Origin of the sequence: Amycolatopsis sp. NPDC024027 (assembly GCF_040638975.1) — a bacterium.
Taxonomy (GTDB): domain Bacteria; phylum Actinomycetota; class Actinomycetes; order Mycobacteriales; family Pseudonocardiaceae; genus Amycolatopsis.
In genome coordinates, this window is the sequence record NZ_JBEZYY010000014.1 from 7,135 (window position 1) to 32,429 (window position 25,295).

At 64.5% G+C, this 25,295-nt stretch carries 20 protein-coding genes and 1 pseudogene; 11 read left to right on the top strand and 10 right to left on the bottom strand.

Annotation, left to right across the window (positions count from 1 at the left end):
• Both AB0F52_RS30050 and AB0F52_RS30055 read left to right on the top strand, forming a co-directional pair.
• Nucleotides 1-1,346, top strand: a 1,346-nt coding sequence (locus AB0F52_RS30050) for a tetratricopeptide repeat protein (RefSeq protein ID WP_360178282.1), incomplete at its 5' end; no start/stop codon positions are given.
• A complete protein-coding gene (locus tag AB0F52_RS30055; RefSeq protein WP_360178285.1) occupies nt 1,343-2,155 on the top strand; it encodes a hypothetical protein in 813 nt (270 codons plus the stop codon). The genes AB0F52_RS30050 and AB0F52_RS30055, both read left to right, overlap by 4 nt.
• Before the next feature lie 556 nt (nt 2,156-2,711).
• Here AB0F52_RS30055 and AB0F52_RS30060 read toward each other — a convergent pair.
• The 5 genes from AB0F52_RS30060 to AB0F52_RS30080 all read right to left on the bottom strand — a co-directional run bounded on the left by AB0F52_RS30060 (nt 2,712) and on the right by AB0F52_RS30080 (nt 12,883).
• The gene (locus AB0F52_RS30060; protein ID WP_360178288.1) at nt 2,712-6,224 is read right to left on the bottom strand and encodes a hypothetical protein; all 3,513 of its coding nucleotides are present in this window, start codon (nt 6,222-6,224) and stop codon (nt 2,712-2,714) included.
• Between the two features lie 631 nt (nt 6,225-6,855).
• Nucleotides 6,856-7,344, bottom strand: a complete 489-nt coding sequence (locus tag AB0F52_RS30065) for a DUF5662 family protein (protein ID WP_360178291.1) — start codon at nt 7,342-7,344, stop codon at nt 6,856-6,858.
• A gap of 722 nt (nt 7,345-8,066) precedes the next feature.
• Nucleotides 8,067-10,595 carry an SAVED domain-containing protein gene (locus tag AB0F52_RS30070; protein WP_360178294.1) on the bottom strand — a complete coding sequence of 843 codons (2,529 nt, stop codon included), beginning with the start codon at nt 10,593-10,595 and terminating at the stop codon, nt 8,067-8,069.
• Nucleotides 10,596-10,697: 102 nt separating this feature from the next.
• Nucleotides 10,698-12,380 carry a ThiF family adenylyltransferase gene (locus AB0F52_RS30075; protein WP_360178297.1) on the bottom strand — a complete coding sequence of 561 codons (1,683 nt, stop codon included), beginning with the start codon at nt 12,378-12,380 and terminating at the stop codon, nt 10,698-10,700.
• 62 nt (nt 12,381-12,442) lie between these two features.
• Nucleotides 12,443-12,883 carry a hypothetical protein gene (locus AB0F52_RS30080; RefSeq protein WP_360178300.1) on the bottom strand — a complete coding sequence of 147 codons (441 nt, stop codon included), beginning with the start codon at nt 12,881-12,883 and terminating at the stop codon, nt 12,443-12,445.
• Between the two features lie 233 nt (nt 12,884-13,116).
• Between AB0F52_RS30080 and AB0F52_RS30085 the strand changes: the two genes are divergently transcribed.
• From AB0F52_RS30085 to AB0F52_RS30100, 4 genes are all read left to right on the top strand, one after another.
• Nucleotides 13,117-14,238, top strand: coding sequence for a hypothetical protein (locus tag AB0F52_RS30085; RefSeq protein WP_360178303.1), 1,122 nt, complete (start codon nt 13,117-13,119; stop codon nt 14,236-14,238).
• 657 nt (nt 14,239-14,895) lie between these two features.
• Entirely contained in the window at nt 14,896-15,177 is a 282-nt protein-coding gene (locus tag AB0F52_RS30090; RefSeq protein ID WP_360178306.1) for a hypothetical protein, read from the top strand.
• Nucleotides 15,174-15,737, top strand: coding sequence for a sigma-70 family RNA polymerase sigma factor (locus tag AB0F52_RS30095; protein ID WP_360178309.1), 564 nt, complete (start codon nt 15,174-15,176; stop codon nt 15,735-15,737). Before AB0F52_RS30090 ends, AB0F52_RS30095 begins: the two co-directional genes overlap by 4 nt.
• A 329-nt stretch (nt 15,738-16,066) precedes the next feature.
• The gene (locus tag AB0F52_RS30100) at nt 16,067-16,516 is read left to right on the top strand and encodes an Lrp/AsnC family transcriptional regulator (protein WP_360178931.1); all 450 of its coding nucleotides are present in this window, start codon (nt 16,067-16,069) and stop codon (nt 16,514-16,516) included.
• 87 nt (nt 16,517-16,603) lie between these two features.
• On the opposite strand, the gene AB0F52_RS30105 is transcribed toward AB0F52_RS30100, so the two are convergent.
• On the bottom strand, nt 16,604-17,980 hold the full coding sequence (locus tag AB0F52_RS30105) for a pentapeptide repeat-containing protein (RefSeq protein ID WP_360178312.1): 1,377 nt from the start codon (nt 17,978-17,980) through the stop codon (nt 16,604-16,606).
• A 612-nt stretch (nt 17,981-18,592) separates the two neighbouring features.
• Between AB0F52_RS30105 and AB0F52_RS30110 the strand changes: the two are divergent.
• Together AB0F52_RS30110 and AB0F52_RS30115 are read left to right on the top strand one after the other, a co-directional pair.
• Nucleotides 18,593-18,727, top strand: a pseudogene (locus AB0F52_RS30110) (DUF4913 domain-containing protein); the annotation flags it as partial.
• Nucleotides 18,717-18,929, top strand: a complete 213-nt coding sequence (locus tag AB0F52_RS30115; protein WP_360178315.1) for a DUF4913 domain-containing protein — start codon at nt 18,717-18,719, stop codon at nt 18,927-18,929. The pseudogene AB0F52_RS30110 and the gene AB0F52_RS30115, both read left to right, overlap by 11 nt.
• A gap of 1,856 nt (nt 18,930-20,785) precedes the next feature.
• On the opposite strand, the gene AB0F52_RS30120 is transcribed toward AB0F52_RS30115, so the two are convergent.
• Entirely contained in the window at nt 20,786-20,971 is a 186-nt protein-coding gene (locus AB0F52_RS30120; protein WP_360178318.1) for a hypothetical protein, read from the bottom strand.
• Nucleotides 20,968-21,969 carry an XRE family transcriptional regulator gene (locus tag AB0F52_RS30125; protein ID WP_360178321.1) on the bottom strand — a complete coding sequence of 334 codons (1,002 nt, stop codon included), beginning with the start codon at nt 21,967-21,969 and terminating at the stop codon, nt 20,968-20,970. The genes AB0F52_RS30120 and AB0F52_RS30125 overlap by 4 nt, the downstream gene beginning before the upstream one ends.
• A gap of 214 nt (nt 21,970-22,183) precedes the next feature.
• Here AB0F52_RS30125 and AB0F52_RS30130 point away from each other — a divergent pair, with 214 nt between their 5' ends.
• On the top strand, nt 22,184-22,549 hold the full coding sequence (locus AB0F52_RS30130) for a hypothetical protein (protein WP_360178324.1): 366 nt from the start codon (nt 22,184-22,186) through the stop codon (nt 22,547-22,549).
• A 638-nt stretch (nt 22,550-23,187) separates the two neighbouring features.
• On the opposite strand, the gene AB0F52_RS30135 is transcribed toward AB0F52_RS30130, so the two are convergent.
• Together AB0F52_RS30135 and AB0F52_RS30140 are read right to left on the bottom strand one after the other, a co-directional pair.
• Entirely contained in the window at nt 23,188-23,541 is a 354-nt protein-coding gene (locus tag AB0F52_RS30135; protein ID WP_360178327.1) for a hypothetical protein, read from the bottom strand.
• A complete protein-coding gene (locus tag AB0F52_RS30140) occupies nt 23,447-23,767 on the bottom strand; it encodes a hypothetical protein (RefSeq protein ID WP_360178330.1) in 321 nt (106 codons plus the stop codon). Before AB0F52_RS30140 ends, AB0F52_RS30135 begins: the two co-directional genes overlap by 95 nt.
• Nucleotides 23,768-24,065: 298 nt before the next feature.
• Here AB0F52_RS30140 and AB0F52_RS30145 point away from each other — a divergent pair, with 298 nt between their 5' ends.
• Both AB0F52_RS30145 and AB0F52_RS30150 read left to right on the top strand, forming a co-directional pair.
• The gene (locus AB0F52_RS30145; protein ID WP_360178333.1) at nt 24,066-24,200 is read left to right on the top strand and encodes a hypothetical protein; all 135 of its coding nucleotides are present in this window, start codon (nt 24,066-24,068) and stop codon (nt 24,198-24,200) included.
• A 113-nt stretch (nt 24,201-24,313) separates the two neighbouring features.
• The gene (locus tag AB0F52_RS30150) at nt 24,314-25,072 is read left to right on the top strand and encodes a hypothetical protein (RefSeq protein WP_360178336.1); all 759 of its coding nucleotides are present in this window, start codon (nt 24,314-24,316) and stop codon (nt 25,070-25,072) included.
• The last annotated feature ends 223 nt before the right edge of the window (nt 25,073-25,295 follow it).

The window sequence follows — 25,295 nt, forward strand, 5'->3', positions numbered from 1 at the left end:
TGGCCAGCAGCTACCACCAGCTCGGCATCCTTGCCCAGGCTCGCGGTGACTACGCCGAGGCCGAACGCCGCTACACCGACTCCCTCACCATCACCGAACAACTCGGCGACCGCGCCGGCATGGCAGGCACGTATCACCAGCTCGGCAACCTCGCGTACCTGCGAGGTGACTACGCCGAGGCCGAACGCCGCTTCACCGACACCATCACCGAGCAACTCGGCGACCGCGCTGGCACGGCCAGTAGCTACCACCAGCTCGGTTGGCTCGCCCAGGCTCGCGGTGACTACGCCGAGGCCGAACGCCGCTACACCGACTCCCTCACCATCACCGAGGAACTCGGCGACCGCGCCGGGATGGCTAGCGTTTACCATCAGCTCGGCATCCTCGCCCAAAACCGGGGCGAGTACGCCGAGGCCGAACGCCGCTACACCGACTCCCTCACCATCACCGAACAACTCGGCGACCGCGCCAGCATGGCCAGTACCTACCACCAACTTGGCACACTCGCCCAGGATCAGGGTGACTACGCCGAGGCCGAACGTTGCTACATTCATTCGCTAATTACCGCCGAAGAGATAGGGGACCGCCCAGGAGCGGCCAATAGCTATCACCAGCTTGGAATGCTTTCTCAGCTTCGCGGTGACAATACTGAAGCCGAGCGCCTCTACCTGCAGGCGCTGTCAATTTTTGACGAGTTCGGCAATCGGGCTGCAATGGCCAGCAGCTACGGACAACTTGGGGTAATAGCTCATAGTAGAGGGGACTATCGAGAGGCAGAGCGACGCTATAACGAGTCACTCAATCTTAGTCAGAGGCTACATGATCACAACGGCGTCGCCATCAGCTACAACCAGCTCGGTATTGTCGCACAACTTAATGGCCGAGATGATGATGCAGAACGTTACTATCGACAAGCCTTAGCCATTAACGAGGAACTCGGCAATCGTAGCGGCATAGCCACGTGCTATGAACGAATTGGCGAACTCAACCAGCAACGCGGTAATTACAATGAAGCTGAGCGTTGCTATCAGCAGTCCCTTGTCGTAAGCGAAGAATTGGGAAATCGTGTTGGTGTTGCGAGTAGTTACAGTCGACTAGGCAATCTCGCATCAGCGCAGGACCACTACCGATCAGCAGCCGGCTGGCACCTGTCGGCCCTCCTTCTCCGCATCGAACTGGACGTACCGCAAGTAGTTAAGAACGTACGCGCCCTCGATATTCTACGTCGAGATCTTGGCAAACATTCCTTTGAGCAGATAATTGCCGAGCGAGTCGGCTCGGATGCTCAAGTGTCACTCTTGCAGCTGCTCGATGATTATACCCTCGATACCGGAGGGCGACATTGACAGACCAGGAGGTGCCGCCTTTTGTTGGGACCCTATGGGGCGACGACTGCAAACTTGGCACAGCTTTTGGATGCCTAGATACCCGCTTGCTGATTACTTGTGAACACAATCTCAAGGGTAATCCAACAAAACTCGAATGGGAAAGATTTTCCAGCAATGAGACAGTTTTATTGGAAAGATACAGGGTCCTTGTGCGCGATGCGGATAGAGACATCGCAATTATAGCAAATGACCATCCACTTCATCCGCGCACCACACTTGCTCGCCAGCCATACGATCCCGCCGGTCATGGGCTCGACGTATACTTTCATGGACTTGGGCAGTTTGAAGAGGAGGGCGTGTCGCACTGGGTACGCGATCTAGGCTCCGGAAAAATTCTCGGTTCAAACGGAGAAAAAGGGAACGGGCGACGATTCAAATTAGAGAGTCAGCATGTGACAAGAGGATTTTCAGGCGCGCCCGTTCTTCACTATTGCGGCATCGGGGTCGTAGTAGTTGGAATGATCACATCACGATACAGTGCAGCCGGACATCAAAATCGCGACACGGCATGGGTGATACCCGCAACCTTCCTAGCCCATGCAATCCAAATTGCAGGACGATTGCTTGAAGGAACCCATTCCGGAAAGGACCCTCTTGTTGAGTCGGATGTGCATTTCGACCCAACTAAATTACGCGAGCTCTTAACTGTCCAGCAACAGTCTGCACAGGATGAAACTCTCGACGTTTCAATGGCATCTTACAATATCATCAGCCCTAGCAGCCTCCAGATATCCCGCCTAAGTGAATTTGAGAGAAAGTTCGAGTGAGCTTACGGAGCCACGTAAGCCGGCTTGGCCCGAGCCACTGTGATCGGGAACCCGATCGGCGGGCCCTCTGAGGTAACCGCGGACGGCCAGCGCTGGCATGACGCCGCCCGCCTCGGTCCCGCCAGCGAGGTTGCGATCCTCGCTCGCCGCGCACGGCGGGCGCTGCCGTTCGTTCGACAGGTTGAAGTACCAGCCAGTCCCATCGTAACCGCGGCAAACGAGAGCCCTCGAGCTCTTCTAAGCCGGTGCGCTCGCCAGGTCACGCGCCACTGTCGCGGTAGCTCCGACGTTGACATCGGTCGGCTCGATCACCTCTGCCCTATCCCGGGGGAGGCGGCTGGATCAACGCCAAGAGGCGGCGACGCGGTTGGTCAGCATCCATCCGCCAGGATGGCCTAAGAACCAGACGAACGACGATGGCCTTGGAGGCCGTGCAGGCGCAGGCTCGGTCGGCGTCGATGCCGCCGAGTGCGCTCCGGGTCTCAAACGAACGGCTCGCCTGGCCGCCCGAGACCCGGACGGCCGGGCGTGGTGTTTGGCCAGGATGCGACAAGTCTCAGGCCGTCGGTGTCGATCCCGGGTCCAGTTCGGCGGCTATGACCCGTAGTAGATCGGGGTGATCTCGGGCCAGGACTGGCAGGGCTTCTGTCCAGGACGTGGTCGTCAGCAGGTCCACGGCGGATCCTTCCGGGATCCGGGTCGGGTGCGGCAGTCGACTTGACCCCTGGTTCAGCAACTCCTCGACTTCTTCGTCCGACTCCCAGCCGGTAATTTCCACTTCGGCGGTGAGTGCCATGTGGAGGTCCGGGTTGTCGTCCATGATCATCTCGGCCAGTTCGGTGGCCTCGTCGATGTGTTCGAGTCGGTCGAGCGCGTAGACGAGGTCCGCTATGGCATCCGACCGGATTGCTTCGGGTTTGTATTTCACGAGTTGTCGCGCTAGTACGACGAAGTGCTCGGCCAGAGGCAGGTCTCCCGCGTTCGCAGCCGCTTCGCTGAGCTTGCTCCACCCGCTCGTGCACCAGGACGAGCCCTGATCGACCCCAATTCTCGCCCAAAGGTCAGCGATCAACTGTCTCGCTTGGTCGATTCGTCCCTGCCGGGCCGCACAATGCGCGAGCGAAGCAAGCAGATCGGGCCCCTCCGGCTCAGACGCCAACTCCAGTGCCTGATCCAAAGCGCCGACTGCGGTCAGCTCTTTAACCAGGTATCTCTCGGCTCCGTTTTGACGCGCCCGCTCGAGGAGTTGGCTCGTGCGTGGATCGCTCCATGGTAGAAACGGCACAAGGGAAAACATCGCGCGGTCGAAATCGCCGCCACTCAGGTTGACGATCGTGGTGATGGCCTCGTCGAGGTGGCCTGTCTGAGCGGCAATCGCCGCGACCGGGATCGTGGTGGCGTCCGATGTGGACGGGTCGTCTACCACCGAACGCACGAGTTCCTCGGCCCGTTCGCGTCCGAGCAGCTTCGCGGCGGTAACGGCGAGCATCACCAGGAATGAAGAACGGTGGCCGAGTGGCGTGAGCGCCACGGCTTGTGCGAGATCGACGGCTTGTGCGAGATAGTCAGCGGAAGAGGAAGTGTCGGCGAGGTGCAGCAATGCTTGGGCTCTTACGACAGCATCTGGAATTGATGTCACAAACCGGTCGACATTGGTGATGTCCAGTTGATCGAACATCGTCGAGATCAGTGCGGGCATTATTTCTATCCGCGAGTTGTTGGCGCCACTGCTGTCTCTGAGCGACTCGAAGAGACTGATGGCGCGACTGAGGTCGCCAACAACCACCATCGAACGGACCACAGCGGCGAGCACGTCTCCCTCGACTGGCCATGGCGGCGGTGCGTCCACCGCCAGCCTGGCCACGTGTTCCGCCAGTTCACGAGCGCGATCAAGAGCGCCGACGTCAGCCATCGCCTCCGCGAGGAACGCGATGGCCGCGGAACTCGCCCACGGTCCGGGAATCGAGCCGGCCAGCTCTTCAGCTTGCGCCGGCTGGCCCAGCAGTGCCCAGGCTGCCGGCAGCATGACCGGAACCTTCGAGTTGCGTGTGGTGAGCCGATCGCGGTGTACCGCGAGTCGTGCCAGCATCCCGACATCGGGAGGTTGGCGGCGAAGGACGAGGTCCTGCGCACGGTCGATCTCGGCCAGGCCCGCCTGGTCTCCGCCGGACAGGTCACGCATGCGGTCCGTGCGGGCGTGGTCCGGCGCGCAGGCGATAGCCCTGACCATGTCGCCGCCGTCGGCCAGCATGTCGAAGTAGCTCCGTAGCAGGTATTCCGGCGTGTCCGCTGGCCAGCGCCTTCTCTGGTAGTCGTCGAACCACGTGTGCAGCCTCGCCCGGAACTCGGCGATCGACGGGGCGAGGAAGTCCAGGGCGATTTCGTACAGCTCTTCGTGCGCGAGCAGGTAGCTGGGTGTGTCGCGCCATCTTCCGGGCCGCCAGGAGAAACTTCGGCCGGCAACGGTGTCGAGTTCGTCCTGGATCTCACGGACGTGCCGCTCGGTCAGTTCGGCGAGGTCACCGGCGGTCAGTCCACCCCGCGCGGCAACAAGCAAGCCGACGAGGTCCCGCCCACGTCCGGCGAGCAGGCGACGCAGATCCCGTTCCGCCTCCGCTTTGACCACGGTGGCGGCCGGCGACGCCGCCAACGGCCGGACGATCGACGGATCCCGCAGCGGGTGGTTGTCCGGCACATCGTCGGGTATCGGCGGGTTGTACCGTCCCGCCACCACCACTCGCAGGCCGTGGTTCGGCACGACCGGGAGCAGGCCTGCGATGCTGTAGTCGTCAGGGTCGGTCGTGACACCTCGATCCTCATCCACACCGTCCACGAGCAACACCAGGTGCTCGTTGTGCCGGAGGCACGTTTCCGCCGCCTCGTCCAGCATGCTGAGCAAGTGGTATTCACGGGTGGAATCGGTATGCGGGAGCGACCGTCCCAGAATGGCGGCCAACTGCTCCAGCACCGCGTCGATGAACGCGATGCGATGGTTCTGTCCCGCCAGCCGCGCGGTGACGAAGAACGACACGAGCCGTACCCCTGGCGGCGGGTGCAGGACGAACCACGACATCAGTGCCGACTTGCCCGCCCATGCGTCCGCCCGCCACCAGACGTAGCGTCCTTCGTGGCCATCCGTGCAGAAATTCGCCAGTTCGGCTAGTTCGGTTTCGCGGTCGAGCAGCTCAGCTGGAGCGATGCGTTCGACCTGCTTGCGGTACCGAGTGCGTAGAGGCGAACCGGACCCGTGTCCGACCGGCGTCCCGTCCGACCAGCCGATGTCAATCACGGTGCCGGCCAGACGTTGTTGCACCATGGACCGGGTCACCGTCGCTCCCGCGGGAGCGTATTCGCGGGACAACGTCTCCAATTTAGTGAAGAGACGGTCCGCGGCTGGCACCGCGGAGACGATGGTCCGAAGGCGGGCGACCATGCCGGTCCGGTCGGTCTGGTCGACTCCTTCCAGCCGTAGCTCTCGTAACCAGAGATTGTGGAGAACACGCCACGTTAGTTCCTGCTCGGAACATTTCTCAAGGTCCACGTTCGCGCTGGCGGCGGCATTCGCGACTAGCACTTCGAGAGAACGCAGCCTGTCGCGGACTTGCTTGGCCACCCGCCCCGGCCCCGAGGCAGCCGCACGGAACGCGGACTGGTCTGGCTGACCGTGCGCGACGGTCGCCAGTTCGCGGATCTCCTGCACATGCTTGTTCGGGCTGGCCACCGCCAGCGCAAGGCGCCAACGGCCGGTACGGACCTCGTCCCAGTGGTCGGTCACCACCTGGAGATACGGTACGAGCAATACGCTGGTGGCCTTGTGGCTTGGCCGGAAGAACGGCGCGCGTCGCACGCCTATCGATACCTGCCGGCTTCGACCATCCGGCGTTTCGCCGGTCACGATCAGGTCGTCAACGGCACTGAACGCGGAACCCTGATATTGCACCGTTGTCGGAACCACGTCATCGCCCAACTCGGGTAGGGGGTCGCCGAGCAGAAGATGTCCGAGCAGGACCGCGCCATATTGGTGCTCCAGAACGACGCCGCCCCCACCTGTCGAATAGGGATTCGACACCTCTTCCCCCTCCCCACGCCATTCAGCCGGTCATTCAGCGATTGGTCAGCCTCCCGGCCTACTCACGGAGGATATCGATCATTCGGTCGAGGTAGTCCGCGATCACCTGAAGTTCCGCTTCGTCGTAGCGAATCGCTCATCCTCGCCCGCACCCCGCTGCCAGTGACCGAACTGGACCCGCTCGCCGGGCTCGATGTCGAACTCGTCGGCCGCCGCGCCGACCACTGGCAGCTCGCCGCCATCGCCACCGGGCACGCTCCGGACACACCAGGCTGAGCCGCCGTACTCGTCAACGCCACCACCGCCCCGTGCTGATCGGCGACGTGAACGATAGCGACCCCGCGCTGTTGCTGGCCGACAGCCCCAGCGGTTACCGTCTGGCCGCTACTCGACGCACCCTTCAGGTCGTTCGTTCTCCGCTTCGTGCTGGGCGCTCCACCTGTCGCTTGCTCCGTTGCGGGACCACCACGTTGCCAGTGGTGGGGCACCGACAGCGGCGCAGAAGCGGAACAAGTTATCGCGCTGTCGATGAGCGAGGGCTGCGTTCTCGAACACCCGACAAGCGGCATAGAGGGTGTTCGGACGCCTCGTCGATGATGTGGCTACTGTCGATCTCGGTGGCCACGGCGTGTCAGGGCGCTGCGTTGTGGTCCGGCTCCGCGGCCAGCCACCCGAAGTGGCGAGCGGTGTTCGCCAGGATGTCCATCAGCTGTGGTGCGATACCGAATCGTTCGCGGTTGATCGTCAGGCTGTCCGCGAGGTCACCATGCGAGGTGGTGCGTTCGGTGGCCGCCTTCCAGTCCGCCAGCATCTCGAGCAGGTCGACCAGGGTCATGCCGTTGATCCCGTCGGCAAAGTGCTCTGGGTGATGACGGTTGTGCGCGTAGTGGTGTCGCAGCCCCTCGCCCATCGCGTCGACCAGGGTCCGGTACTCCGCGCTGCCGTAGGTCGCGGCGCGCAGTTGCGGCACGACCTCGTCGTAGACTGCCCGCTCCGGCGCGCGGGTCTTGCTCAGGTCGTGTCGGACCGACCGGTCAAGCAACTCCTTGATCAGCTCGCCCATCAGCTCGGCGACTCGCAGGCTATGCCGAAGAGTGTCCGGCGTGGAGTCGTACGACATGGTTATGTACCCCCCCTGATGTGGGCCTCCTCAGGCCATCAGCCAGGACGCGCGTGATGCGATTCCCCACGCGCAGGATCAAGTGTGCAGTCTGCACCTGATCCGGCGTGCCCACGTGGGCAATCTCACCACGGCCCAGCGCGTCTCCACCGTGGCCCGCCACGCCCAGTCGGGACCGCGCGACCCGCGGCTAGCGGGCCTTGGGCCGTAGGTGCCTCCGCTCCGGTCTGGCGGGGGGCACCCCGCGTTCCTGAGCATGCGGCAAGGCTCGCAAACCGCACATCGGCATACAGGACATTCGGTCGCCATCGCCGTGATCGATCCGCACGGCAGATCTGGAACACGTTCTCTCGGTGGATCACCTGCCGTTGGTGTCCACCGAGTGGCAACGTGGTGATCCCGCAACAGGCGACAAACGGCGCCACTTGGATCTACGCCTTCGCTACACCCCAAGGGCGGCAGTGGGATCGAGAAAGGGCGGAGTGTGCCGGCCTCGCGAGCCGGGGACCGGGTGCGGTCGGACCTCACGAACACCAGCCTCCCCACCGAACAGGGCGCGGTCGGTTGTCACGGAGAAACGCGGTCGCATCCGACAGACAAAACCAGGTCAGAGTTGACCGCGTGAGGACACGGCTTGCCGGACTGCCGACACCAGGGGTAGCGGTGAGCCAGGTGCCCGTCAACCTCGCCGCGCGCCAGCGGCTTCGAGGTTCACGCTGACGTCAGATGATCTTCACGTCGTGATGGTCGCTCGCGACAACGATACCGTTCTTCACCACGTATGCCTCGACATAGTGAGTTCCCCGGTAGGCAGTCGACTCGCGGTGCACGTTACGGCCCTCGTTGCCTCCATAACGGATCTGTCCGCGCAACTGCCCAGACACCCGTGCAGCCTCGACGCCGTGGTTGCGAACCTTCCACAGCACCTCATACGGCTCAGGAGTGTTGGTGACGAGGCGGAACCGGAGATCACGATGCTTGGGGACGACACGCAGTCGCCGTAGGTTCCTGGGATAGGTCCCTAGGACCACGGCGTCGATCCGCGCGTCGTAGCGCAACGTCACCGAACTGTACTTGTGTTGGATGAACTCCTCGTGCGGAGCCACATCTTTGACCTGGATGATGCTTGAAGCTTCACTTAGCGAGGCCGATGCGCGCAGGGCCTTGCTCGCGAGGACCTGGGAGCGAGCGTCCTTAACCTCATCGGCGGCGAATTCGGGCCCGAACATCTTCTGCCACGCCACAAGCGCGGCCTGGTCATCGTCGTCCTGTAGGTCGTACGCTTCGCGTGCCCACGTCGCGTAGTCTGCGGCTTTCTTCTTGAACGTCTCGAACTTGGTGTCATCCCACCGGTGGTTAAAGCTGGTGCCTGGACAGCTGGGGTCATCGAGCAGCGGCATGGCGATGTGCTCGTTGAGCCATGTAACGAGGTCTTCAAGCAGATGCACCAAGGTAGTGGGGACGTCGGCGTAGCAGGTGTCGCTGTCCCAGTACCTGACCCGGTTGCCGAGCATCACCGTCAGGATGATTGAGGGGCAACTGAAGGTGTTCTTGTAGTCGCGCAACCACTTGAACAGACGGATGACCCTGCGTAGATTGCCGCCGGTGATGTCGTCGCGTTCCTTCATCCAGTCCGCGAAGCCGACCGGGTTCGTCTCCTCAAAGGCATTCTCGGCGTAGTTGATGATCACCTGTCGACCGTCGTCCAGGGTGATGGAGGGAACTACGTCCACGTGGCAGTCGTTGGCGTATCCAATGCGGACGCATCGGTTTTTGCGCCGGACCATTGACTGGTAGGTGGTGTGCCGCTTGTAGGCGGCTCGAACCCGCTGCAGGTACTTCTTGGGATTGTCGTTGCAGTCGTCGTCCTGCTCGAGGTGGAGGAGGATGTCGGCGTCGAACTCGTCGAAGGCCCCGACGGGGTTGATGATGGTCTGCTGTGCCCAGGATCCTTGTGGACTGTGCTCCTTGTACATCGACCCGACTTCGGCGTCAGCTTGGAACGCATTCGTGATCGCGCCGACCCGGGTGTCGAGCAGGTCGAGCTTCCAGGGTTTGAGGTTGACGGTGGTAACCAGGAAGCCTTGAAAGTGCGCGTCAAAGTCCATTTCAGACCTCCAGTGCCTGGACGTAGCCGCTGCCTGTCCGGTCGTAGGTGACCACCGTCGGGCGCAGGCCCGCGCTCTTGAGGACCGCCCGAGCGACACTGCGGGAGAAACAGGCATCGCGCCGATGAGGTGGACGCGCTTGAGGTGCTTGTGGGTGCGTTCGAGCCCGGTGAAAAACTCCCGGACGACCGCCTCGAACCTGGCGAGCAGGGCTGGGTGCGCGAAAAGGTCCTCGGCCGGCCCAGGTTGTGGGTCCATCTGGAAGACCGCTGCCGTATCGAGTCTTTGGGGCAGTTCGTTGAGTGGGGTGGTCCCAGAGAGATTCGTGACGAGCACCGCGTCATCAATGCTGGCACCGTCGCGGGCTTGGGTGAGGTCGAAGGTCGTGCCGGGATCCTCTTCAGACCAGACCCAGTTCTGGGTGGAGCGTTGGCGCTGGTACACGTCAGTCGGGACGCCGTCGTCGAGTTTCGTGCCCAAGTACACCAGCAGCGGTAGTCGCGCGAGGGCGAGAACGCTCATGTGCTGAATGTCCCCGGACAGGACCCCAGGGTGGACGCGCCGATCGATGGCGTTGTTGATCTTGGCGACGGCCGCCTCGTAGTAGGTTCTGCTGGCGTCCTGCTCACCGTCGATGCCGCGCAGTTCGATCTCGACGCTCTTCTGATCGTAAGCTTCGGGGAAAACCGGAAATCGACCGCCGGACCTGATGACCGTCTCCACTGCGGTGTCCTTCGGTAGCTCCATCCGATCGCCCCGGATGTCGCTGGCCATCCGGAGGATGACGGTGCGGCGGGACGTTGTCAGTGAGGTCTGGTGGCGGATCTCGTCTTCATGTTCCTGTTTGCGCCGTCGGAGAAACTCTTTGTCGATAAGCTCCGCGACCAAAAGTTTATCAATCTCGGTGTGGCAGGACGAGCAGGCGAGCGCAAGGTTTTCGGCCAGGTCACGATCATTACCGGGAAGCGGATCAAGGCCGCGGGCAGAAGTCGCCGATTCTTTCTGCCCGACGATGTGCGCGGCTTCGCCGACGAAGACCTCCTTGTAGGTGAGGCTTCCCTCGAGCAAGTACGTCTTGCACAGCGTGCATCGGCCGCCGGCGCGCACCCACAGTTTGCGCTTCTCGCTCTCGTTGACCGCCATCTCGTCCTTCCATGGATCAGTAGTGCTCTTCGCGTCATCTGACGTTGTCCAGCTCGCCGTGGCTGAGTTCACCGGGGCATCGGCAGTCCGCACCTGCCGCGTTCAGTCGGGCTGGATAAACCTATGGAAAGGGCCGACCGGGGAATGCGGGAGGGCGATCAGATGTGTCCCCGAGACCGGCGCCGTCGCCGGAACGTGGCTTCCCAGCAGGCTCGTGAGGGTCGCAGCGACCGCAGCCATGTCTGCCGCCGATCCGTGGAACGTTGGCACGGAGCAGCCACGGGTCGGGACTAGTTCGTCGACGTCTCGCATCTCGGTCCAGAACGTGTGGAAAGGTTCCAACTCGCCATCCACTTTGACCGCCGTCCCGACTCGACGGTCGATCTCGTTGGCGCCCAGCGAGGTTCCAGGCGCGCTGACGCTGAGGATGCCTAGCGTGCCGGTTTTGACGTCGGTGGCAACTTGAGCGATCAACGGTCGAGCTGCTGGCGACGCCATCTGGTCGAGGAGTTGACCAATCCGGAGGGAGACCGTCGCATCGATCACGATGTGAGCGGTGGAGAACTTCGCCAGCAAGTCTTCGGGGATGATCCCGGAGTGGGCAACCACCTCGATGTCGTCGCGGATCGCGAGAATGCGTTCCCGTAGGGCCTCCGCCTTCCCGTTACCGATGTCGAGTTCGGTGAAGTTCTGGCGGACCAGCAGGCCACCCGTGATCGTGCCCGGATCGCATAACACCAGTCGCCTTGCTCCGGCGCGAGTGAGGAACTCGGCGATCCACGAGCCGAGACCGCCGCAGCCCCATACGTGCACCGTCTTGCCGTGGAACGCGTTCACGGGACTTGCGCTGTCGCGGCGCGTGGTGACACTGCCTCGTTCATCGGACACGGGGCACCACTCCACAAGGGTCTCGAGGTCGAATGTTCTTGCGTTCACGGAGATCAGAGGCGTCCGGCGGTTCCGCACGTGCCGTCGCAGCCGGTCCGCAGCGTCGCCGGGAATCATTCCGACCAGCAGGTGCGGCGGCCCGCCGGCTGGATGTGGGACGGTGAGCGCGAACATCTGCGGGCTGCTTTCAGGCATTCGAGATGCACTGGCGGCGAGCGCGGTGAGGAAGACCGGCGACTGCGGCGGGTGCTTCGGATAGGTGCCTAGCCAGGAGTCGGCGAACGGATCGTCGAGCCGAGCGAGCACCTCGATGAACGTATGCCCGATCCCCAGGGGGAGCGGCATCGTCAAGCCGACGACCGGTATCTGCACCTGCTCAGACTGCGTGCGCGCGAAGTGGAGATCTAGCCGGTGGTCGGTGCGCTTGACTAGGTAACCCGACTGCGCCCGAACCATTGGGCAGTCGTCTCGGACGACAACCGTCGGCAGCCTGCGGGAGCCATAGGGAACTCCCCCGACCGCGTGGAACAATGACGTGTCCGGATCGAAGCGGTTGGCTGCCGCGTCCTTCAGCCAGTCGTAGAGGCGGTCCACAGCGCTGCTCACGCCGAGCCGAGGGTTCCACTCTCGTGCCACGTCAAGGTAGATGCACAGCTGGCGGCCATGCAGTACGTGCGGAAATCCGACGAACCTGTCGTGTTGGACTTCCACCAGCGGCGGCGAGAAGTCGGTCTCCCCAATCCACAGAACGAAATCCTCGTGGTCGTCCAACCTCAGCCCACCCGGATGGTGAACGAGGCTCGATGTTCTGAGCCTGATCGGCACGAGGAGATTGCCGGACCAGTGAAGCATGGGGCGTCCGCTGACAGCGAAGTCGTCAGGCAGCGCCGAGCTCACCTTGCGCAGTTCCTCAACTGCGGCCCGTTGCCATCGGGAGCGTCGCGGCCCTCGCTGGCGGTTCAACCGGCGCGACCCGAGCGGCCGGACGACCAGGACACTTCGCCCGCGCCAGTAGCGGCAGCACCGGCTGCGCCGAACTTGCTGCTGAAGGAGGACACGGCGGGTGCCTGGAACTTGTCGCCGAAGAGCGCCTGCCACTTGGCGACACTCGACTCCTCGTCGGTCTCGTCATACGCCTCTTTGATCTCCGCAGCGTGGACGTGGACACGATCTCGGAAGTAGGCGTAGGTCTCCTGGGACCACCTGTGGTCGAAGGTGACTCCGGATCCGGAGGGATCAGAGACCGACGGCTTGTACGGGCGAGCTTGGAGCCACTCGTCCAGGTCGGACATGAGGTGGAGTAGTGCCGTGGGCACGTCCGAGTAGTAGCCGGGATCGCCGAGCTTCTTCCACTCCTCGACTCGCTCGCCGAGCAGGGTGGTGCTCGGTCGAGACGCCAAGGATGCATTTGACCGAACGCCCCTCCGCAGCTCAAGTGTCCCCTCACAATGCGGCCTCGGGCCCCGGAGCGGACGCGTTCTCGACGCGACCGGACACCGGACGAGACGCGTCCGACGCCTGGGCGAACACCACGGCGACCGAGGCAACATCGGGAAACCATGTCGCTGACCGGACACCGGAACCCGCCGGTCAGCGTGCCGAGGACGCGTCCGGCCCCGTCCCGCCGCGACCTATGGTCGCGATCGCTCGGGCGGAGCGACCAGACCTGATCACATCGGCTGACGACGTCCTCAACCGGACGACGGCTACCGCGAAGCCGACGTCAGAGGACACGCGTCCGGCGCTCGACTGGACACCGCCGGTGAAGCGGATGGTTCGCTTCGGTTGGCAAACGTGGGCTGGACCGGTGCTGGGCCTGATCGGGTGCGCGCTAGTGCTGGCCGGTGGGGCCGGAGTGGTTGCCGACCGGCTGCTCGCTCGTCGCCTGCTGCCGCTGGCCGACTGGCGGATTGCCGGAGCCGTGGGAATCGCCGGGATGCTGGTCGTCGCCATCGCTGGCCTCATCTGGAGGAACGCTCCGCGACGGCAGGTGGCCCTGCAGCCGTTGTCGGTGGAGGCCCGGGTGTTCTACTTCGGGTTCGCCGGGGCCCTGGCCGCGTCCGCGGACGCATCGTTCCGTGTCTGGCACGACGTGCTCCAGGTCCACTTGTGGGAAGCAGTCGCGTTCTTCACCGTCGTCGAAGTGCTGCTGCTCGGCTCCGGCCTCGCGATGCGCTCGAACATGAAGCGGACCGGCCGTCCTGGCATGTACGGGTCGGTCGTGTGGCTGCTCTCCGGCTTCGGCGTGGTCGCCGCCCTGCTCGTGTCGGCGTGGCCCGGCAGCCTGTGGCGAGCGCTCGGTGGACCCATTGCGTCGGTACTGGCATTGCACCTGGCGCTTGGACTCGAGCTTCGAGCGGATGGTGCTCGCGAACGGTTCAGCCGATTCGGCCAGATCCTGCGGTCGATCGGTCAGCACCTGCTGTCCTACGTCGGCGCGGGCACCGGCGACCAGACCTGGATCGTCATCCGGCGCGAACGAGCCCTCACCCGCGCCGCCCGACTCGCATCCAAACCGAAACTGACCCGCTGGAACCGGTACCGCCTGGCCCGAGCGACACGAGCATGTGGCGCCGGCCGATCCGACACGGCGACGGAAGACCTACTCCGAGCGCTCGCCGCGGAACGAGCCACCGACGCGTTGCTGACCATGCCAACCCGGTCGCCATGGGACGGCACCACCTGGATCGACACCCCCGCGACGGCCGCTCGCCACACCTGCCAGCCCAAACACGCGAAGTCCTCGAGGGACTGATCATGGTTCGACGGGACGCGTCCGGCGCAGGTAACCGGCCACCGGACACCGACCCGGACGCGTCCCAGCCGGCCTTGACGCCTGAGACCGAACAACTCCAGTTCGGAAAGCTGGACGCTTCGTCGGAGGTACAGCAGATACGTCCAACAGATGATCAGACGCTTGGCATCTGTGGCCTGCAGATGGCACCTAACCGATGGATGTGCACTCGATCTACGTGAGCGCCAACGCACCGGGCGAGGTCGTCGCACATACCACTGCCTGCGACCACTGACCGGCCTCGGCGAGATGAGCCGCAAGCAAGCGCGCCGAAACCAGGCCGTCTCGCCCCCCACCCTCAGCTCGCGGCGCAGCGCGCTGAAGACAACACCCGTGTACGCCGACCTGGCGGTCTGGACGATCTATCTCCACGAGTCTGGCGACGATCCATCTCGAGCAGCACTGGTGTGACCGGAGGACTTCGCGGCGACGATGCACTCAGCGAATCACGGAGTTAGCGGAGGCGTTAAGACAACGATTGCGGATCGTCGCATGCACTCGCGCACCGGGACGCCGATCGCCGCGCCAGGAAGCAGGACGTTCTCCGTCTTGCCAAGTTTCATCGTGACGGGCCCACTCGGTGGAGTATCAGGAAACAAGCTGGAGGGAGGTCCCACCTTGGCGGATCCCATCGAGATGATCGATTCAGAGATCGACGTCGTCCGGATTCCGCGGCCGCGGAGCATTCTGCGGCTGCTGCTCGGTCTCGTCCGTCTGCGCAGCGACCGGCTGAAAGCTGGCGATCGCGGCGCAACGATTACTGAGGTCGCCCAGGTCTTGTCTGAGTCCGGCTACGGCGGACGGGTGACGAGCCATTCCCCGGACGGCGACCGCTGGTCGGTTACCGTCCCCATCCTGGTCACGGACCTGCCGACGGGAATACAGGCGGAGGTTCGGTGAGCGAGGGTGACCCGGACGCTGTTGCCTACAGAGACGACGCGGTCGAAAGGCTGGCCGCCCTGCATGGCGACCGTGCGTTGGCCATGGTGATGAAGCATGGCTTGTCGCGCCCGGACGCTGAGGCGATCGTCCAGGATGCCTTCAAGGCGGTGATCAAGAGTTGGCAGCAGCGGAGGCGGCTTATCGGGCCTGAGCGCCTCTTGTTCACGACGGTCAAGCAGCGGATGGCCAACGAGTTCCGGCGGCAGGACCGCAAGCCAGTCGACCTGGTCGACAACAACGAAGGCATCACCGCCACGGCTGACGCCCTATGGCACACCCATTTCGCCGAGAGGTTGATCGACAAGGTGGATATCGCGAACGCGCTGCGGGAATTGCCGCACCGTCAGCGCGGGGTCCTGGTACTTCGGTTCCTCCTCGACTTGGAGATCACGGTTGTGGCCGAGTTGCTGGGCTGTTCCCGCAACGACGTGAACTATGCGCAGCGCGTCGGCTTGGACACGATGAAAAGGTCTCGGTGGCTGGCCGAGCGCAAGGTGATGCCGGAGGTGCGTCAGTGATCAACAGGGAACTCGGCGATCGTGCGGGCAGCTGGCTCAACGTCCACGACCTGATGGCCCGAGCCGCGGAGGAGAACGCCGCCGAGCTTGCTGAGCACGGTGCCTATCAGCCCACGCTGCTCGACGAAGCGGAGATCGCCTATCAGGCCTTCAAGATCGGGGTGCGGCACTTCGACCAGGACAATCACGTCGAGGCCCGTCGGTGGTTGAGTACAGCTGTCGAGCTGGGCGTCGCCGAGGCAACGCCCATGCTGCAGATCTGCCGGGAGGCGTTGCAGCGTGCCTCGACCAGCCGCGACGCGCTCGGCGACGAAACCCGGACGAGCGGTATGGACAATACGGACATAGCCCTGCTCGTACTCATGCAGCAGGACGGCCGCGCGTCCTTTACTTCGCTCGCGAAGGCGGTTGGAATTTCTGAGAACGCGGTGCGGCAGCGCGTGCAGCGGCTGCTGCGCGAGGAACTCATGCAGATCGTCGCCGTGACCGACCCTGCGAACGTCGGCTTGAGGCGGCGGGCGATGGTCGGAATCAGCGTCGACGGCGGCGACCCGCATGAGGTGGCCGGACGGCTGTCCGCGCTACCGAACGTGCACTACGTCGCGCGGTGTGCCGGCCGCTACGACGTGCTGGCCGAGCTGGTCTGCCGGGACGATGAGCACCTGCGCGAGGTGCTCAGCGAGGACGTCCGGTCCATTCCGGGCGTGTCCAGGACTGAGCTGTTCGTTTACCTGACGCAAGCCAAACACAACTTCGCGTGGGGAAAACTCACAGCCTGACTTGGCCGGGGCCCGGTGGCCGAAATGGTGACGGGCCCCCTGTGCCCGCGCCGGGTTCGTGCGGTCTGTCGCATGGACGGCGCGACCCTAGGGTGCGCCTCCTTCCGGATCGGAGGGCGAGTCGTCAGGTTGCGATGCGCCATCCGTGGTCGGGTTGAAGGCGTACCCCGCCCAGGTTGCCCCGCTGAACCAGGCGTTGCCGGCGAAGGTCGCCTCGCCGAACTCGACGCCGCCGGCGAAGGTCGCCTTGCGGAATTCGGCGAGGCCGGTGAAGGTCACCCCGTCGAACCAGGCACTGCCGGTGAATGTCGCCTCGCGGAACACGGCGCCGTCAGTGAAGGTCGCCTCGGTGAACCAGGCGTTGCCGGCGAAGGTCGCCTCGCCGAACCAGGCACTGCCGGTGAATGTCGCCCCGCCGAACCAGGTGTCGCCGGTGAAGGTCGCCCAGCGGAACCCGGCGAGGCCGGTGAAGGTCGCCTCGCGGAACCCGGCGTCGCCGGTGAAGGTCGCTCCGCGGAACTCGGCGTGGCCGGTGAAGGTCGCCTGGTCGAACCAGGCGTTGTGGACGAAGGTCGCCCTGACGAAGATTGCTGTGGCGACTGCGCAGCCGCGGAGGGAGAAGTTGATGAGGGTGGCGCCGGTGAGGTCGAGGTCGAGGTCGTGCCAGAAGTCGGCTTGTGGCTGGTCGGGGTCCGGTCCGGGGTGTAGATGCAGCTGCAAGATGCGTTGGGCGGTGAGACGGACCTCGCGCTCCTGCAGCAGAGCCTCGCGGCCGCCATCGCGGGATGGCGTAGGCGTGGAGCGGGTGGCGGTGGCGGATCTCAGCAGGGGGCGTCGGATGCCCAGTGGGCGGGGCTGGCCGGTCTCAAGGGGTGGGGCGTAGGGGTTGCGGAGGTAGGCGCAGATGACGTTGACCACCGTCTGCCGCTGGTGTGGGTTGTCCTGGGCGACGCGTTCGAGGGCGTAGAGGCCGCCGTGACGGACCGCCGCCTGCGGCGAACCGAGCTGCTCGACTGCTTTGAGGTACAGCTCGTTCAGCCGTCGCTCGCGCGCATCGTGCTCGGTGGCTTGTGCGACACGGTCCCGCTGCGCCAAGTCAGCGTCGTGGGACTGCTGTTGGTGAGCGAAGACGCGTTCGCGATTGTCCAGGTCAGCTTCGGTGGAGTGCTGGCGCCGCCAAGCCAGGTACAGCGCGACGACACCGCCGCTGCCGACCGCGACGCTCAGCCCGACCTTCAACGCGTCCAGCCGGGCGGATACCAGGTCGGCGCCATTAAGTCCGGCGGTCGCCGGCCACCACAGCAACACGACCGCGCCCGCAGTCAGCACCGCGATCACGACCGCGGTCAGCCACATCGTCTTCGGCGACAGCTCCCGCAACCGCTCCCGTGGCACGGTGGAAGCGGTTGAGGGCGGAGAGGGCGCGCCAGTTCCCCGCTGTGATGGCGTGGCGTCTTCGGTCATGTTCACCTACGTCGTCAAGGACGACCACGATGTTGCAGGCTCCGAATGGACCACAAGCCAGCTCTGGTCATGACCAACTTCTCAGCGTCTAGCGCCGGCCCGCCCGACCCGGCGCTAGAAGCAGCAGGGCGAGGAGACCGGAGGCCAACAGCCACCGTGCGCGCCCCGCAAGCATGATTCTCCGATATCGCTCAGAAGACTCCCATTTCGTGCAGGAGCGCGAGAAGTCCGCCGGCCCCGCTCGAACCAGCGATGAGTCTCGTGACCAGCTTGAAGAGCTCTCGGGCGTCCCGCCGCCGTTTGCTATCGTCCGCGAAGATTGCGACGAGTCCAGAGCACGCGAAGTGGATGAACAACAGTACGACATAGGGGGCAAGAATCCAGATGAGCACGGCTAACTCCGCTCATCGCCAATGACCCCATGGTCTCTGGACTACACATACCAATCAGCGATGGTTAGGGTTGGTGTGCTTCCTGGTCCTTCCCCGCGGCTCTCGCCCCGCGTCACAGAGCCCTCTGGCTCGCCGAGCGACTCCGCCTCGCGGGGCCGTGATGCAGGCCGGATCGCGCAAGCGGAACCCGCCGCCACCGGAGTGGTAGCCCGCCGAACTGGTGAAGTGGCTGGAGACCACGCTGTTCCCGGTGTACTTGCGGCCGCTCGGCCGTCCCGGGATGCGCTGGTGCAGCCGCTGGTGGGCCCACGCGGAGGCCTGGCCCAGCTTCGCCGGCTGCCACCGTGCGTGGCAGGAACTCCCCGCCGAACCCCGGCATCAGCCTTTCGGTCTGGCACCGCGACCACCTCGACCCGATACTGAAGGAGTTGCTGGGGGAGAACGGGCCGTTCGCCGCGTGCGCGCCGCGGTCACACGCCGACCTCGCGCGGGCTCGGCACGTGCAGCAGCCGGGATACGACGTGGAGGATATTCCGCAGGCATCGCCCCGAAGCTGACCGACCGGTCCGACTCGGACCGCCAACATGCTGGATAACGCGATGATCGTCTTGTCCACGTCGACGAATGTGCGTGCATGGGTCTGTGACAGTGAGCGAGGGACGTGGGGAGGTGGGGTGCATTCAATGCGGCCGCGTCGTGCTCGTGGGTTCGGTGCTCACCGGAGGAAGCCCGACCGGGTGTCCTCGTGCGCCGCAGTCTGTCTGGCTCGTGGTGCTGACCAGCTGCGATGGGCCTCCGAGCCGGCCCTGGCTCGCCGCCGAGGACTGGCCGTAGCGGCGGGTGGCTAGACCAGTACTCGCGCATTCCGAGCAAAAGAGGGCGCTAAGGCCGTTTGGGTACGCCAACCCGGGCTCATAGCCCCTATCCTGGAGTTGCACCGGCACGCTGCGGTGCGATCCACCGAGCTGCAGGTGGGCCAGTGCACTGACCAACGAAGATGAAAGGAGACCACCGAAGGAGCGTGACTCGTTGGATGACGAGCACGAAGATCGCGAGAGCGATCAGGATGATCACGAAGGTGATCGATCCCGCTGGGAACGAAGATGTCGCCAGGTGAGGGACGTAGTAGTGGCTGCTACCCCGCCCCTCGTAGCCCTGGCGAACTTGGTCGACGAGCTCCTGAAACTCTTGACCTAGCTATCCCAGCGTGCTAGCGGTGGGCGGGTCCGACTACGGCCGGGCCCGCCTTTCGCCTGTTGCAGAGATAGCCTGCAACACAAGTATGACACCTTCAAGCCGCTTTGGCACATGCCCGGCAGGCCCGGCTCAGATTGCCTACCTGCGGAAACGTGAACTTAGCATAGCTCAACTCATCGGTATGGCCACTCAAAGTTGTTGCTTCGCAACAACTTTCGCAAGAGTGGAAGATCAATATTTGATATTTTCCATGTATATCAACGAGTAGATGGCGCACGATTGCGACCATGCCCGTTTGAATACAGTAAGCGCAGGTGGCAAAGCGTCAATCGACCGTCCAAAATAGACATTGCGCTATCGGCATCGCATGTCCATGCGATGCCGATAGGCGTTCCGCCGTTCGAGTGAATTCGGCAAGTCGAACCACTGCCTCGTCACCGCACGTCGTTCGTACACGCGTCGTTCGCCACTAAGAGTCAGCGCTGCTCGACCTGCCCGCCACAGCGTTCGGCCTGCACGTCGGCGGCGCCTCCCAGCACGTCGCGGGTCCGCTCTCCTAGGGTGAGCACCAGCCCAGCCGAGCACTGCCCGAAGGCAGGGCGGTGTAGCCGATCAGCAACGCGATGAGGCCGGTTATCGACCATAGTGTCCCCCGTCGACGCAGCTTAAGACGTCTCTGACCACGATGACCGTCAACAGAACAACGGACGTCATTCACAGCGACGATGCAGGACGCTGCACTACAGCAGGCCCCTAACCCTTGGTAACGTTCTGTCATCGGCGTGCGCGCTGCTATGCGGCAATCACGATCACAGCGGCCCGCCCAGATCCTGACCCCGCCACTACAGCCCGGCTGCCCCCGGAGGCGCCGGTCAAACCTCTGCCTCACGGCCGGGAGGAAGGCGATGACGACGGTCCGTGGGCAATTGTCAGCCCCTCGTCTAGCCTCGTTCTTCGCGACGATCTCGCGAGGACTCGTGAAAGTCAACTCGGCGCTGTGCACCAAGGTGCCGTTCTGACCTGCAGATCAGCGTCTGCCCGCTGGACGCCGGCCCAGCACGACACTGAGATGACCCGGCTGACACAGGATGCCTACGACCGGCTCAAGCACGAGCTCGACGAGATGCATCACCCTCCAGATCAGTACCGGCGCCGACTGCGGGGCTGCTCGTGCGATGCCGGGCGCGGTCGTAGCAGCAAGCCGCGCCATAGCGATTCACCGTCCGTGACGAGACGGCGCGCTGCTGCTCTCGGCCGGAACGACGACGCCGGCGGAATTGGTCGACGTCGACGAGCCGCCGCCGCTGCTGCACGCGGCCAAGGAAAGCGCGGCCAGCGCGACGGGGACGGCAAGGACTGTACGGCGGATGATCACGAACCCCTCCAGCGTGATGCTGGTCAACGCCGGTATGTCTCGACGAGCAGATCTTGTGTTACGGCAGGCCCGACGATCGCTTGACGCAGCTCGTCGACGTTCATCGGGCCGACTAGCACCTGCGCGTCGTACAGGGCCGACACCAGACGGTGATGGCGCCCGCAGTGCTCGAGAAAGTCCGCTCGGACACCGAGGACCACTCTTGCCCGGCTGGCCGGGTCGGCCGCGGCGGTCACCAACGCGTCGATGAATCGCGCCCGCTGCGACTCGTCACCGCACAGGGTGAACAGTTCCTCGAACTGGTCGACGATCAGCACGACATCGGTATCGGCAGCGTCGCCGGCCACAGCCTGACGAATACGCAGGTGAAGATTGCGCGGGTCTTCGAAAAACTCTTCCCGAAGGGTTCCCGGCGCTTCGCCGAGGAACCGAGCCAAATGGACCGCGCACTCCTCAAACGGCCGTTCCCCGGGAGTGAACACCACGACCGGAGCATCGTCCTGTTCCCGCTCAGCGGTCAGGTATGCGGCCAGTCCCGCACGAAGCACCGAGGACTTGCCACAGCCGGAGGAGCCGAAAACTCCGAGAAACCGGTGCTGGTTCACCCGGTTCACTAGGTCGGCGACCAGTTGATCCCGACCGAAGAACCGGTCGGCGTCCTCCGGTTCGAACGCGGCCAACCCCAGATACGGCGCCTTGGCCTGGTCATTCGTGTCAGACGGTTCGGCGTTGGCTGCGGCCAATTCGGCCGCGATCGCCCGCCACCGCGTCGTCCATTCAGCGGTATCACCGCCGCAGGCAGCAACATAAGCCACCGTGACCGACAGGGTGGGCAGTTTACGGCCGCCGGCCGCCTCCGACAGCGCCGCCGCAGAGTAGTGCGCGCGTGCACCGAGCTCCCGATACGTTGGGCGCCCGGCATTTTCGCGCAGTATTCGCAGGTCATGGGCGAACCGCACCACCACACCGTCCCCGCCCTCCAGCGGTCGCTCGCCACGCGGCACCGCCACCACCTCCGACGCCATTGTTCAGCGACCGTTGTCCAGAGTCCAGCACCGGACACTGAACAACCCACACGACATACACAGGCATGGCAAGCCACTGTCCGCACAAACATCGGACAGTTTCGATACCGAACACAATTCAGCGATCATCAACACTTGAGGAGAGGACACAATGCCTTCGAGGAATCGATCTCTCGGCTCGACCGGGGTTCGCGCAGGGGTCCTGGTCGCGGGCATGATCCTGACCAGCGGACTGGCCCGTTTTCCCGTCGCCAGCGCGGAAACCCGGGCTACCTCGTCCGAGGCCATCAAGCTGTTCGCCAGCTCCACCTGCTTCGTCGGCAGCAGCGGCAACTGCACGACCGCTGCGGTGACCGCGAACGCCGGTGGACATTTCGTGGACATCGGCATCAACAACCGCCTGCGGCCGTCGCCGTGCACTTGGCGGGTCCGGGACGTCAACAATGGCGTCGTAGTCCGGTCCGGCACCGTCGGCACGTCGAGCAGCCATGCCGAACGGATCGGCGGCTTGTTCAGCGTGTACCAGCTCGAGCTCAGGGGCTGCTCCGTGTCGGCTCGCGGAGACATCGACAACACCTGAGAAGGCCTGGCTCGACGACGATGATCACCTGACCGACCGGCGTCGAGCACGCGAAGGGGGGTCGGCCGGGTCGTTCCTCATGCCCAGTTCTTCTCGAGGAACGATCCGGCCGGCACACGTCCCATCCTCGGGCGACACGTCAGGACCCCGAGGAAGGACTGATGTCTCGACGACGACAGCACCGCCGGGGCCCGGAAGTTGTAGCGCGACGGCCCGCAGGCGAGCCGCGGCTGGTTGCGACGACGTCACGGAACTCCAGGTGCCCGAAGCCGTCGTCGATGAGACTGCGCCAACGGCGGTTTGCACGGCCACCACCCGTACATGCACTGTGAGCTGCACGGATGGCACGAGAAGGAACGGGCTCGACAATTGGTGGAATCGTGCACGCCAAGTTCGGACGCCCCGACGCTGCGCGGACCAGCCCACATCCGACGCCCGCCCCGGAGCGGAGCAAGCCCGCTGCGGCTTCACCGGCGAGCCGACCAGGCACGGTTGCCCGAGCTACAGGACGCGATCGTGCGTCCTCTACCGCGACCGCTCGTACGTACTCTTCTGCCGATGAGCGGTCGAGTCCCTTCGCCGGCAGCGCGGGCCGTCGCGGCCGGTGCCGCGAAAAGACGGGAAGATCGATAGTCGGCTTACTCGACGGTGGGTCCGTTCGACGATCGGAACCTCCTTGCCAGCTCGGCGGCTACCGCCTCGGCACACCCGGACGGATCGTCCCGGGACGTGTCCACGGTCAGGTCGTAGGGCAGGTACCGGTGGATCACGTCGAAGCGGGCGGAAGCCCAGCCGAGGGTTCGGTCGCCCCGGGACCGTTCCCGCTCCTCCACCACCGCCAGCGGGCAGGTCACACCGACCCGCAGCACGTCCAGTCCGGCGAAGGCAGCCGTGAGTTCATCGGCCCAGGCCGGTTCGACCAGGCAGTGATCCATGATCACATCGAGCCCGGTCCCGGCCAGCGAGGCGACCGATGCGTGCAGGCCGCGCACCAATTGCGTGGTACCGGGGCAGCGGCGTGATCCTCGCAATCCGGTCGCCGTCGTACTCATACCGGCACAGCTCCTGCGTCCACAGTTCGTTGACGTACCGGCGCGGCAATGCGAACACCACCGTGTCGATGCCGATTAGCAGGTATGGCGTGGCCAGGACGTCCTGCAACGCCTTGCCCAGCGTGGTCTTGCCGACGCTGGAGGTGCCGTTCAGCACGATGATCACCGGTGCACTGTCGCAAACGGCGCACCGTTTGTCGCATGACTTCCGCTCGCCCTTGTCGTGCCCCCGTCGGCGTCCGGCCAAACGCGCCCCCATGCCGATGAGCGGACGTCATTGGCTGTTGCGTCTGGTCTCGTTGGATCTGGTAATGGGTCGAAGTTCAAGGTGTGAACACCTAGTTCGAATTACTGCGTGTCGCAGTCACCATACCGACAGGCGAACAGTTGCACTGCCGAGATCAGGCCGGGTGCGCCGAACACGTGGTTTCCTCCCGTGGCCCGGGGCCTGCGAGCGGCCCGCGATGGCCACACCCGGCACAGCCACCACGATCGCCGAAACAGCGTGGGAGATGCACCGGCTCAGCAAGACCTTCCCCACGATCAGCTTCAGCCGCCACGTCGGCAGCCCGTTCTTCGCCGCGGCATTCCGCCGCTGAAATAGCCCCCTGTCGCACTCGAACGGAGGCAGCCCGACAGGGTCGCCTGCTCGTACTGTCGGTCACGAGCGGACAGCGGGCGGTGCGCGACGTGCGCGCAAGGAGCGGCGAAGATGCTGGTGCGGGTGCAGCCGGGCACCGGGGCAACCGCGCACAGCCTCTCCGGCGCCGAAGCGAAGGTCCACGACCTGTCTGCCGGCCGGGTCTACGGCATGCCGCACACGATCGGCAGCCTGAGGCTGCTGAACGTGAACATCCCCGGCAAGACCCGGACACGGCAGGTCGACTGGCTGCTGTTCCTACCGGCCAGGCCGGCCGTGCTCGAGGTCAAGGGCTTCACCACCCCGCACTCCGGGTTGCCGGTGATCCCGCCGAACGGTCCGTTGCGAGCCGCCGGCGATCCACGCGCTCGCCGGCACTGCCGAACCCGGCAAGCAGGTCAAGGCCAAGAGCGCGTTCATCGGGCTTCCTGGCAACGACGGATTCATCCGTGGCCTGGTCGTCGACCGGTGCGATCGAGCTGCAGTCGGTCTGGGCCGTCGACGCTGTCCTGGCCGCCTGCGGTGCTTGCTGTGACCGACCTCGTGTCCCGCCGCACAGACCGGCTCACCGAAGGGTTCGCCGAGCACCTCCCGCCACCGGTGTCCCGGGGCGTACGCAGCACACCACGGCAGCCGCTGCGTCCCCATTGTGCGCTGGCTGCTTCACTCCGCGCCGAGGTCGCGACGTTCACCGTCAGGAATGGCATCTGGTCGAAACAGCCGCTGATCCGACGGGTCGGCAACGTATTCCCCAGAAAATCGACGACGCCGTCTCGCGCAGATGGCATAAGGCCCACGTCTGCGCCGAGATCGACTGTCGTGCTCGTTTGATCGGTAACGATCCCTGCTTCAAGTTCCGGGAGTGATGTGAGTGCCACGTCCTGAGCGTCCCTTGGACCCTTCCGCCGGATCGGTCGCGGCGTTCGCTGCGGAGCTGCGGGAGTTGCGTGCGCGGGCCGGTGGTCCCGGTTATCGCGAGTTGGCTGAGCGGGCCGGGTATTCGGCTGCCTCGTTGGCGAATGCCGCTGGCGGGCGGCGGCTGCCGAGCCTCGCG

Coding starts and splice junctions, on each gene's coding strand:
- AB0F52_RS30065 (WP_360178291.1), bottom strand. CDS start 7,344: ATGTCGTACGACTCCACGCCGGACACTCTTCGGCATAGCCTGCGAGTC.
- AB0F52_RS30070 (WP_360178294.1), bottom strand. CDS start 10,595: ATGGCGGTCAACGAGAGCGAGAAGCGCAAACTGTGGGTGCGCGCCGGC.
- AB0F52_RS30085 (WP_360178303.1), top strand. CDS start 13,117: ATGGTCGCGATCGCTCGGGCGGAGCGACCAGACCTGATCACATCGGCT.
- AB0F52_RS30100 (WP_360178931.1), top strand. CDS start 16,067: ATGGACAATACGGACATAGCCCTGCTCGTACTCATGCAGCAGGACGGC.
- AB0F52_RS30105 (WP_360178312.1), bottom strand. CDS start 17,980: ATGACCGAAGACGCCACGCCATCACAGCGGGGAACTGGCGCGCCCTCT.
- AB0F52_RS30125 (WP_360178321.1), bottom strand. CDS start 21,969: ATGGCGTCGGAGGTGGTGGCGGTGCCGCGTGGCGAGCGACCGCTGGAG.
- AB0F52_RS30130 (WP_360178324.1), top strand. CDS start 22,184: ATGATCCTGACCAGCGGACTGGCCCGTTTTCCCGTCGCCAGCGCGGAA.
- AB0F52_RS30145 (WP_360178333.1), top strand. CDS start 24,066: ATGGCCACACCCGGCACAGCCACCACGATCGCCGAAACAGCGTGGGAG.
- AB0F52_RS30150 (WP_360178336.1), top strand. CDS start 24,314: ATGCTGGTGCGGGTGCAGCCGGGCACCGGGGCAACCGCGCACAGCCTC.